Source organism: Mitsuaria sp. TWR114, assembly GCF_007997345.1.
The window spans coordinates 1-9600 of sequence record NZ_VOSR01000562.1 but is presented as its reverse complement, the minus strand read 5'-3'; the positions used below and the strand labels follow the sequence as shown (position 1 = coordinate 9600).

Here is a 9600-nt window from a genome sequence, read left to right as displayed (position 1 = left end):
TGCCACACCGGCGGCGCGTCCGGCAGCAATCGCACCTGGGCGAGCTGCGACAGCACCATCGCATCGGCGCCGGCCGGACAGCGCGGCCCGTCGACGTCCTCGATCCGGATCAGCCAGCGGCCGCCATGCGCCCGCGCGTCGAGCCAGCTCGCCAGCGCGGCCACGAGCGAGCCCTCATGCAGCGGCCCGGTCGGCGATGGCGCGAAGCGGCCCACATACCGGCCGGCGCGGCGGCCATCGCCGCGATCGCCTTGATCAACGTGATCGACGCCAGCATCGGCGGCTTGCGCCTCGCCGCTGCCCGAGCGCCCCGCATCGCTCACAGCAGCAGGCCCTCGTGCTGCTCCAGCAGCGAGCGCCGGGTCGCCTCGCTCTTGAGCCGCTCCAGCCACCAGGCCAGCGCCTTGGCGGGCCGGTGGCCGGTGTTGCGCCACGCGTAATGCATCGGCGAGATCCGCTTGCCCTGGAAGGTCTCCTTCCTCACGAGCCGACCGGCGTCGATGTGGCGGCGCACCATCGGCGTCGGCAGGAACCCCACGCCCAGGCCGCGCAACATGGCCTCCAGCTTGGTCGCCATCGACGGCACGGTCAGCACCTCCTGCCCGGGCACTACCCCCACCGTCATCGGCGCGAGGCTGCGCGCCGTGTCCGCCACCGCGACGATGCGGTGGCGCGCGATCTCGGCCGAGGTCAGCACGCCCTCGAACTCCGCCAGCGGATGGTGCGGCGCGACGCAGAACACCATCTCCATCGGCCCGAGCACCTCGCAGACCACCGAGCTGCCCGGCGGCTGCGCGCTGGTGCCGATGGCCAGGTCGGCCTGGCCGGAGATCAGCGCCTCCCAGGTGCCCGACAGCACCTCGGTGCGCAGCTTCAGGCGGGTGGGCGGCGGCTTGCCGTCCTCCTTCTCCTGGTAGAAGGTCTCCATCAAGTCGAAGATCGCGCGCCGCGCGACCGCGTCGTCGAAGGCGATGGTGAGCTCGCTCTCCCAGCCGGTGGCCACGCGCTTGACCCGGTTCGCGACCGCGTCCATCTCCTGCAGCAGCCGCCGGCCCTCGGTCAGCAGCTCATGGCCGGCGGCGGTCAGCACCGCCTGGCGCGAACTGCGGTCGAACAGCAGCACGTCCAGCGCCTCCTCCAGTTGCCGCACCGAATAGGTCAGCGCCGACGGCACCTTCCCCATCTCCCGTGCCGCCGCCGCGAAGCTGCCGCTGCGCGCGATGCTGTCCATCATGGCCAGCGCCTCCGGCGTCAGCACCCGTCGTTTGTCTTGCTGTGACATTCCTTCATCTTATTTGAATGGTGGCTTCAAGCCCCCTCCCCCTCGGCAGAGGCCCTCATCCCTACAGTGAACCCATCGCAACACAACGGCCCGCCACCACAGGCCAGAGAAGGAGCATTCAAATGCGTGAAGTCATCAAGTCCTCGGACCGCGGTTATGCCGATCACGGCTGGCTCAAGAGCTTCCACAGCTTCTCGTTCGCGGACTACTACAACTCGCGCCGCATGGGCTTCGGCCCGCTGCGGGTGATCAACGAGGACCGCATCGCGGGCGGCACCGGCTTCGGCACGCACGGCCACCGCGATATGGAGATCATCAGCTACGTGCTGAGCGGCGAGCTGGCGCACCAGGACAGCATGGGCAACGGCAAGCCGGGCGGCGCGAACGCCGGCGTGATCCGTCCGGGCGACGTGCAGCGCATGAGCGCCGGCACCGGCGTGATGCACAGCGAGTTCAACCACTCCAAGGACGGCGAGACCCACTTCCTGCAGATCTGGGTGATGCCGGACCGGCAGGGCGTGACGCCCGGCTACGAGCAGAAGCACTTTCCCGAGGCGGACAAGCGCGGCCGGCTGCGCCTGGTCGCCTCGCCGGACGGCGCGCAGGACTCGGTGTCCATCCACCAGGACGCGCGCCTGTACGCCGGCCTGTTCAACGGCGATGAACGCGCCGAGCTGCCGCTCGCGCCGGACCGGCTCGCCTACGTGCATGTGGTGCGCGGCCGGCTGAGCGTCAACGGCGAGGCGCTGGGCGCGGGCGACGCGCTGCAGCTGGCCAAGGAAGCGGCCATCACGCTCGAGGCCGGCGAGGACGCCGAGGTGCTGGTGTTCGACCTGCCGGTCTGACACCCGCCGGCGGCGGGACCATCCCGGTCCCGCCGCACACCCCGGCCTCTACACTCGCGCGATGCAATCGCTCCGACAACTGCTGACCGCGCTGCCGCTGCTGGACTGGGCCGCCCTGGGCCTGTACTTCCTGACCTGGGTCGCCTACGCCCACTTCTCCAAGCACCATGCGGAGGGGCAAGGTTCGCTGCTGGCGATCACGAACCGGGTGCGGCGCCAGTGGATGCTGCAGCTGACCTACCGCGAGATGCGGGTGCTGGACGGCGCGGTCAGCCAGGCGCTGCTGTCGAGTCCGTCCTTCTTCGCGTCGACGACCATCCTGATCATCGGCGGCCTGCTGGCCGCGCTGGGCGCGAGCGAGCAGACCAGCGCGATGGTGCTGGAGCTGCCCTTCACGGTGAAGACCAGCACCCTGGTCTTCGACATCAAGCTGGCGCTGCTGACCGGCATCTTCGTCTACGCCTTCTTCCGCTTCACCTGGAGCATGCGGCAGTACACCTTCGGCGCGCTGCTGGTGGCCTCCGCGCCGGAGGCGGGCCAGTTCGAGCAACAGGGGCCCGAGGCCCGCGAGCAGTTCGCCGACCGCGCCGGCGCGGTCGTGGGCATGGCCGCCGAGGCCTTCAACGACGGGTTGCGCGGCTACTACCTGGCCTTCCCGGTCGTGGCCTGGTTCTTCTCGCCCTGGGCGCTGATGCTCGCCACGGCCGGCGTGGTCTACGTGCTGTACCAGCGCGAGTTCCGGTCCGAGGTGCTGGAGAAGCTGCGGGCCTGAAACAGGCGCGGGGCGCCTGGGCGCCCCGCGGTCGTTCCGGCGCCCGCCGGCGCGATCAGTGGACGACGCGTCCGAACGAGAACTCGCCCGGCTCGCCGCCGATGGCGTGCTCGACACCGACCGGGATCACGTCCTTTGGACCGAAGCGGCCCTGCAGGATCAGCTTGGACAGCGGGTTCTCGATGCGCTGCTGGATCGCCCGCTTGAGCGGCCGCGCGCCGAAGACCGGATCGAAGCCGACCTTGGCCAGCTCGTCGAGCGCCTCGTCGCTGACGTCGAGCTTCATCTCGAGCTTGTCCAGCCGCTGTTCCAGCTGCCGCAGCTGGATCTTCGCGATCGACTTGATGTGCGCCTGGCCCAGCGCATGGAAGATCACCGTCTCGTCGATGCGGTTGAGGAACTCGGGGCGGAAATGCGCCTTGACCTCGCCCCACACGGCGTCGCGGATCACCTCGTCGGACTCGCCCTGCAGCGCCATGATGTGCTGCGAGCCCAGGTTGGACGTCATCACGATCACGCAGTTCTTGAAGTCGACGGTGCGGCCCTGGCCGTCGGTCAGCCGGCCATCGTCCAGCACCTGCAGCAGCACGTTGAAGACGTCCGGATGCGCCTTCTCGACCTCGTCCAGCAGCAGCACGCTGTAGGGCTTGCGGCGCACGGCCTCGGTCAGGTAGCCGCCCTCGTCGTAGCCGACATAACCCGGAGGCGCGCCGATCAGGCGGCTGACCGAGTGCTTCTCCATGAACTCGCTCATGTCGATGCGGACCATGTGGTCCTCGCTGTCGAACAGGAAACCGGCGAGCGCCTTGCACAGCTCGGTCTTGCCGACGCCGGTGGGGCCGAGGAACAGGAAGCTGCCCAGCGGCTTGTTCGGATCGGACAGGCCGGCGCGCGAGCGGCGGATCGCATCCGCCACCGCGACGATGGCCTCGTCCTGGCCGACGACGCGCTCATGCAGCTTCGCTTCCATCTGCAGCAGCTTGTCGCGCTCGCCCTGCATCAGCTTGGACACCGGGATGCCGGTCGCGCGCGAGACCACCTCGCCGATCTCCTCGGCGCCGACCATCGTGCGCAGCAGCTGCGGGACGGACTTGTCCCTGGCCTTGCCGGCCTCCTTGGCCTGGGCTTCGTTCAGGCGCTTCTCCAGCTCCGGCAGCTTGCCGTACTGCAGCTCGGCGACCTTGTTGAAGTCGCCCTTGCGCTTGAGCTCCTCGATCTGGAACTTGATGCGGTCGATCTCTTCCTTGACGTGCGCGGAGCCCTGGGCCTGCGCCTTCTCGGCGGTCCAGATCTCCTCCAGGTCGTTGTATTCGCGCTGGAGCTTGAGCAGCTCTTCCTCGATCAGCGTGAAGCGGCGCTGCGAGCCCTCGTCGGTCTCCTTGCGCACGGCCTCGCGCTCGATCTTGAGCTGGATCATGCGGCGGTCGAGCCGGTCCATCGCCTCGGGCTTGGAGTCGATCTCGATCTTGATCTTGGCGGCGGCCTCGTCGATCAGGTCGATGGCCTTGTCGGGGAGGAAGCGGTCGGTGATGTAGCGGTGCGAGAGCTCGGCCGCGGCGACGATGGCCGGGTCGGTGATCTCGACGCCGTGGTGGACCTCGTACTTCTCCTGCAGGCCGCGCAGGATGGCGATCGTCGCCTCAACGCTGGGCTCGTCGACCAGCACCTTCTGGAAGCGGCGCTCCAGCGCGGCGTCCTTCTCGACGTACTTGCGGTATTCGTCCAGCGTGGTGGCGCCGATGCAGTGCAGCTCGCCGCGCGCGAGCGCGGGCTTGAGCATGTTGCCGGCGTCGATGGCGCCCTCGGCCTTGCCGGCGCCGACCATGGTGTGGATCTCGTCGATGAAGAGGATGATGCGGCCCTCGTCGGCGGCGACTTCCTTGAGCACGGACTTCAGGCGTTCCTCGAATTCACCGCGGAACTTGGCGCCGGCGAGCAGGCCGGCCATGTCCAGCACCAGGACGCGCTTGTCCTTGAGCGATTCGGGCACCTCGCCGTTGACGATGCGCTGGGCCAGGCCTTCGACGATGGCGGTCTTGCCGACGCCGGGCTCACCGATGAGCACCGGGTTGTTCTTGCTGCGGCGCTGCAGCACCTGGATCGCGCGGCGGATCTCGTCGTCGCGGCCGATCACCGGATCGAGCTTGCCGGCGCGGGCGCGCTCGGTCAGGTCGAGGGTGTACTTCTTCAGCGCCTCGCGGTTGCTTTCCGATTCCTGGCTGTCGACCTTCTGACCGCCGCGTACCGCCTCGATCGCCGTCTCCAGGGCCTTGCGCGTCAGGCCATGGCCGCGCACGACGCCGGCCAGGTCGCTCTTCGCGTCGGCCAGGGAGAGCAGGAACATCTCGCTGGCGATGAAGTGGTCGCCGCGCTTGGCGGCCTCCTTCTCCGCGGCCTGAATCAGGCCGATCAGGTCGCGGCTGGGCTGGACCTGCTGGCCCTCGCCCTGCACCTGCGGCAGGCCGGTGAGGATCGCGTCGACGGCCGCCTTCAAGGCCGGCACCTTCACGCCGGCCCGCTCCAGCAGCGCCTTGGGGCCCTCGTCCTGGGCCAGCATCGCGCCCAGCACGTGGGCGGGCTCGATGTAGGGGTTGTCGCGCGTCACCGCGAGGCTCTGGGCCTCCGCCAACGCTTCCTGAAACCGGGTGGTGAGCTTGTCGACTCGCATGGGAAAAACCTCCGTTGCGACCCCAACTGGGAGTGTGTCCCCATATTTCAAGATGCCGGGATCGTGGCAAGGCGATGCCCAACGGCGACAGGCGCTTCAGATCAATCTCTGCTCCAGCACCGCGCGGCCATCCGCCCAGCACAAGCGGGTGGAAGCACCCTGCACGATCGACCACTGCGGCGCCACGTGGCCGATGTCCACGTCCACCAGCACCGGGCAGCTCAGGCCGCCGAGCCCGCGCCGCAGCGCGTCGCGCTCGGTGAAGTCACCGGCCGACGCGGCCGCCTCCGGCACCGCGCTGCGCCCCAGGACCACGCCCGCCGCATCCTCGAACCAACCCGCCAACCGCAGGCCATGCAGTGCCCGCGCCAACTCGAAGGGCGGCAGCTCGGCCACCTCGAAGAACAGGATCGGCCGCTCGCCGGCGCCGCAGGCCGACCGGAACGCCCGGATGTCGCCGAACGGCGTTCCTGCCAGCCTCGACACCGAATCCAGGCAGCCGCCGAGCATCCGGCCCTCGATCGTCACCGGCCCGGCGCGATCATCCAACGCGCGGACAAGCGTCCCCGGGGCCTGCGGCTGCGCCAGTTCGGCGCCAGCGCCACTGGCCCAGGCATCGAAGATCCGTGCCGACACCGCATCCAGCGCCGGATCGGCCAGCTGCATGAGGTTCGGCCCATGCAGCGATGCCCAGCCCGCCCGCACCAGCAAAGGCAGCTGGATCGTCGACAGGTCCGAGAAGCCGCTGAACCACTTGGGCGGCGCCTCTCGCAGGCGGTCGAAGTCGAGATGCTCCAGCACCTCGATGGCCAGTTCCCCACCCCAGGGCGGAATCACCGCCGCGACCGTGGGGTCGAGCAGCGCCGCCATCAATTCCGCCGCGCGCTCGGGACCACTCGCGCTCGCGCCCTGCTCCTGCCGGCGCAGCGAGCGGCCCTCGCGGACCTCGAACCCCTTGGCGCGCAGCAACGCCAGCGCCGCATCGAGTCGCTCATGCATCGCCGGACGGACGCCGGACGACGGCGCCATCACCGCGACGGTATCCCCCGGCCGCAACGCGCGGGGGAAACGCGGGCGCCCGGCGTTCACCGAGTCTGCTGCGCTCGCAATGCCTGCTGGACTCACGGTGCCCGCAGCGCTCATGCCGAGGTCAGCATCTGCATGACCTTGAGGCCGGCCGCAGCCGCCACCAGCGCACCGACGACATGCGCGGCCGAGTGCGACAGCGCCATCAGGAACTCGCCACGCTGCAGCAGCGACAGCGATTCGCCCGAGAACGAGGAGAAGGTGGTGAGGCCGCCCAGGAAGCCAGTGACCAGCAGCAGCTTGAGCAGGTCATCGGGATAGCGGCCGAACCACTCGAGCGCCATGCCGATCAGGAAGCCGCCGACCAGGTTCACCGCCAGCGTGCCCAGCGGAAAGCCCTGCCACTTCGTGTTCAGCCACAGGCCCGCGCCCCAGCGCGCCAGCGCGCCGCCCGAGGCCCCGACGGACACCGCCGCCACTTGCAACCAGCTCATCGACCATTCCCCTCCACATGGATGCCCCACCGGGCGAGCGCCTCGTCGTCGGCGATGCGGGCGTCGACCCAGCGGGCGCCGTCCGGTCCGTGCTCCTTCTTCCAGAACGGCGCCTGCGTCTTCAAGTAGTCCATCAGGAACTCGCAGGCCTGGAAGGCCTGGCCGCGATGCCGCGCGCTGACCAGCACCAGCACGATCTGCTCACGCGGCCGCAGCGGGCCGACGCGGTGAATGACGCGCGCGCCCCGGAGGTCGAAGCGGCGGAAGGCCTCGTCGATCATGGCCTCGATCGAGGCCTCGGTCATGCCGGGGTAATGCTCCAGCTCCATCAGCGACACCGGCGTCCCGTCCGCGCCGTCGCGGACCGTGCCGACGAAACTGACGACGGCCCCGACGCCACCATCCGCGGCGCGCAGCGCCAGCGTCTCGGCGCTGAGGTCGAAGTCTTCGGTCTGGACGGTGACGCGCGGCGTCGCGGCGGGCGGATTCATCCCGCCATTCTGGCCCATGGCCCGCGGCGCCCATCGGCCCGGCAACTGGCCACCGGGCGGGCAGCGGCGCAGGCGCGTTCCTGGGGAAAACCCACCCCGTCGCCTCCCCCATCCGATCGATGCGCCTACCGCACCCGCCCTCTAGCTTTGAGGCTGGAGTGCGCCGCGCTCCGGCTCGCCGCGCCGATGCGGCCCTGCAGGAGCATTCATGTTCGGTCTGACCCTTCTCGGCGCCGTGCACACGGCCTTCGCGCTGGTGGCCCTCGTGGCCGGCTATGCGATGCTCTTGCGCCACGGCCGCATCGACGGCGCGTCCACCTGGGGACGTATCTACGTCTGGTGCACCGTCGTCACCTGCCTGACGGCCTTCGGCATCTTCCGCCACGGCGGCTTCAACATCGCGCACACGCTGGCCATCGTCACCCTGGTCACGCTGGCGATCGCCGCCGCCGCGGCCCGCACGCGCTTCCTCGGCGGCTTCTCGCCGTACGCGGAAACGCTGGGCTACTCCGCCACGCTGTTCTTCCACATGATCCCGGGGCTCAACGAGACCTTCACCCGCGTGCCCGTCGGCGCGCCGCTGTTCACCGGCCCCGACGACCCGGCGCTGCAAAAGGCCATCGGCGTGGTGCTGCTGCTCTTCCTGATCGTCATGGCGGCGCAGGCCTGGCGCATCCGCAAGGGCCCCGCGGCCGCACGGCAGCCGCATCCAGCCTGAGCGCAGGCCCCAAGCCTGAAGCGCCCGGCGAGCCTGTACGAATGGATAGGTCGTCTGGACGATCAGACGATGGCCGGGGCCGGGTGGGCGCGGATACTCGGCGCTCCCCCTCCTCCCGCGCGCCAGTCGCGCCCGCACCATGTCCACGCCCAAGACCGTCCTGGCCCTGCGCCACCTGGCTTTCGAAGACCTCGGCCTGCTCGGGCCGGTGCTCGAGGCGCGCGGCTTCACGCGCTTGCTCACGCGGGACGCCGGCGTGGACGACCTGCGGGACGTGGACCTGGACGCGGTCGACCTGCTCGTGGTGCTCGGCGGCCCGATCGGCGCGTATGACGACGCGCTGTATCCGTATCTGAACGACGAGCTGGCGCTGATCCGTCGGCGCCTCGCCGCGCGGCGGCCGCTGCTGGGCATCTGCCTGGGCGCGCAGTTGATGGCGCGGGCGCTCGGCGCAACCGTGCGGCCGATGGCGCATGGCCGCAAGGAGATCGGCTTCGCGCCGCTGACCTTGACCGACGCCGGCCGCGATTCGCCGCTCGCGCCGCTGGCGCAAGGCCAGCCGGTGCTGCATTGGCACGGCGACCAGTTCGAGATCCCCGCCGGATGCGCCAGCCTCGCGACGACGCCGCTGTGCCCGCATCAGGCCTTCGCGGTCGAGGACTTCGCGCTCGGCCTGCAGTTCCATCTGGAAAGCGATCCGGCGCGGCTGGAGCAATGGCTGATCGGGCATGCCGGCGAGCTCGCGCAGGCGCGGGTCCCGCTGGACGCGCTGCGCAGCGACGCGAAGGCGCACGGGCCGGCGCTGCGCGCGGCCTTGGGCGATGTGATGGACCGCTGGATGGCGGGCTGGCGCGGCCGGGCCTGACGCCCGGGTCGGGCCGGCCGTCCACCAAGGCATCCGACCACGCGACGCGGGCGCATCGCCGGCGCCAGGCCCGTCGCAAGAGGCAGGCACGCAACAGGCGTTCAAGCGCATCGCCGGCATCAGGCGCACCGCCGCTCGGGCGCGCCGGCGGACAGCGCTCGCAGCGCGCCCAGCGAGCGCAGCGTCTTCAGGCCGAGGTCGCGCCAGTGCACCGTCGGCTGCGCCGCGAACAGGTCCGCGCCGCCCGCGAGCGCGTTGGGCAGCAGCGAAAGCAAGGGGCTCGGGCCCTCGTCCGCCGTCTGCACCAGGCGGTAGCGCGCCAGCACCTGCCGGTCGTCCTCGACCTTGACGATCAGCCCCGCCGGGCCGCTGCGGTCGGCGCGCGACTGCCACAGCGCCGCCGGCAGCGACTCGCGGATCGCCACCGCCTCGAAGGCGC

10 protein-coding genes and 1 pseudogene are annotated in these 9600 nt (G+C 70.4%); 4 read left to right on the top strand and 7 right to left on the bottom strand.

The features are described from left to right. Both FUT87_RS19445 and FUT87_RS19440 read right to left on the bottom strand, forming a co-directional pair. Window positions 1–323 (bottom strand): glutamate--tRNA ligase family protein (locus FUT87_RS19445; protein ID WP_255511931.1); only part of this gene is annotated, 323 nt, incomplete at its 3' end. After that, entirely contained in the window at window positions 320–1282 is a 963-nt protein-coding gene (locus FUT87_RS19440; protein WP_091733716.1) for a LysR substrate-binding domain-containing protein, read from the bottom strand. The genes FUT87_RS19445 and FUT87_RS19440, both read right to left, overlap by 4 nt. A gap of 122 nt (window positions 1283–1404) precedes the next feature. On the opposite strand from FUT87_RS19440, the gene FUT87_RS19435 reads away from it, so the two are divergent. Together FUT87_RS19435 and FUT87_RS19430 are read left to right on the top strand one after the other, a co-directional pair. After that, entirely contained in the window at window positions 1405–2127 is a 723-nt protein-coding gene (locus FUT87_RS19435) for a pirin family protein (RefSeq protein ID WP_147242092.1), read from the top strand. 61 nt (window positions 2128–2188) lie between these two features. Then, on the top strand, window positions 2189–2899 hold the full coding sequence (locus FUT87_RS19430) for a DUF599 domain-containing protein (protein ID WP_091733712.1): 711 nt from the start codon (window positions 2189–2191) through the stop codon (window positions 2897–2899). Window positions 2900–2954: 55 nt separating this feature from the next. Here the strand turns inward: FUT87_RS19430 and clpB are convergent, their stop codons facing one another. From clpB to FUT87_RS19410, 4 genes are all read right to left on the bottom strand, one after another. Next, on the bottom strand, window positions 2955–5567 hold the full coding sequence (gene clpB / locus FUT87_RS19425; protein ID WP_147242090.1) for an ATP-dependent chaperone ClpB: 2613 nt from the start codon (window positions 5565–5567) through the stop codon (window positions 2955–2957). Between the two features lie 96 nt (window positions 5568–5663). Beyond that, a complete protein-coding gene (locus FUT87_RS19420) occupies window positions 5664–6656 on the bottom strand; it encodes a S66 peptidase family protein (RefSeq protein ID WP_222617206.1) in 993 nt (330 codons plus the stop codon). A gap of 50 nt (window positions 6657–6706) precedes the next feature. Continuing rightward, window positions 6707–7087: a fluoride efflux transporter CrcB gene (gene crcB, locus FUT87_RS19415; protein ID WP_147242088.1), complete on the bottom strand. Its 381-nt coding sequence runs from the start codon at window positions 7085–7087 to the stop codon at window positions 6707–6709. Next, window positions 7084–7578 carry a molybdenum cofactor biosynthesis protein MoaE gene (locus tag FUT87_RS19410; RefSeq protein ID WP_147242087.1) on the bottom strand — a complete coding sequence of 165 codons (495 nt, stop codon included), beginning with the start codon at window positions 7576–7578 and terminating at the stop codon, window positions 7084–7086. Before FUT87_RS19410 ends, crcB begins: the two co-directional genes overlap by 4 nt. Before the next feature lie 208 nt (window positions 7579–7786). Between FUT87_RS19410 and FUT87_RS19405 the strand changes: the two genes are divergently transcribed. Further along, window positions 7787–8296 (top strand): hypothetical protein, encoded by a 510-nt coding sequence (locus FUT87_RS19405; protein WP_147242086.1) that lies wholly within the window; start codon window positions 7787–7789, stop codon window positions 8294–8296. A gap of 139 nt (window positions 8297–8435) precedes the next feature. After that, complete coding sequence (locus FUT87_RS19400) at window positions 8436–9161, top strand: glutamine amidotransferase (RefSeq protein WP_147242085.1); 726 nt, start codon at window positions 8436–8438, stop codon at window positions 9159–9161. Window positions 9162–9280: 119 nt separating this feature from the next. On the opposite strand, the pseudogene FUT87_RS29060 reads toward FUT87_RS19400, so the two are convergent. Then, a pseudogene (locus FUT87_RS29060) lies at window positions 9281–9600 on the bottom strand (hypothetical protein); the annotation flags it as partial.

What these genes read in the sequence shown, in the direction of transcription:
- FUT87_RS19405 (WP_147242086.1), top strand. Translation starts at nt 7,787, where the DNA reads ATGTTCGGTCTGACCCTTCTCGGCGCCGTGCACACGGCCTTCGCGCTG.
- FUT87_RS19430 (WP_091733712.1), top strand. Translation starts at nt 2,189, where the DNA reads ATGCAATCGCTCCGACAACTGCTGACCGCGCTGCCGCTGCTGGACTGG.
- FUT87_RS19400 (WP_147242085.1), top strand. Translation starts at nt 8,436, where the DNA reads ATGTCCACGCCCAAGACCGTCCTGGCCCTGCGCCACCTGGCTTTCGAA.
- FUT87_RS19410 (WP_147242087.1), bottom strand. Translation starts at nt 7,578, where the DNA reads ATGAATCCGCCCGCCGCGACGCCGCGCGTCACCGTCCAGACCGAAGAC.
- FUT87_RS19440 (WP_091733716.1), bottom strand. Translation starts at nt 1,282, where the DNA reads ATGTCACAGCAAGACAAACGACGGGTGCTGACGCCGGAGGCGCTGGCC.
- clpB (WP_147242090.1), bottom strand. Translation starts at nt 5,567, where the DNA reads ATGCGAGTCGACAAGCTCACCACCCGGTTTCAGGAAGCGTTGGCGGAG.
- crcB (WP_147242088.1), bottom strand. Translation starts at nt 7,087, where the DNA reads ATGAGCTGGTTGCAAGTGGCGGCGGTGTCCGTCGGGGCCTCGGGCGGC.
- FUT87_RS19435 (WP_147242092.1), top strand. Translation starts at nt 1,405, where the DNA reads ATGCGTGAAGTCATCAAGTCCTCGGACCGCGGTTATGCCGATCACGGC.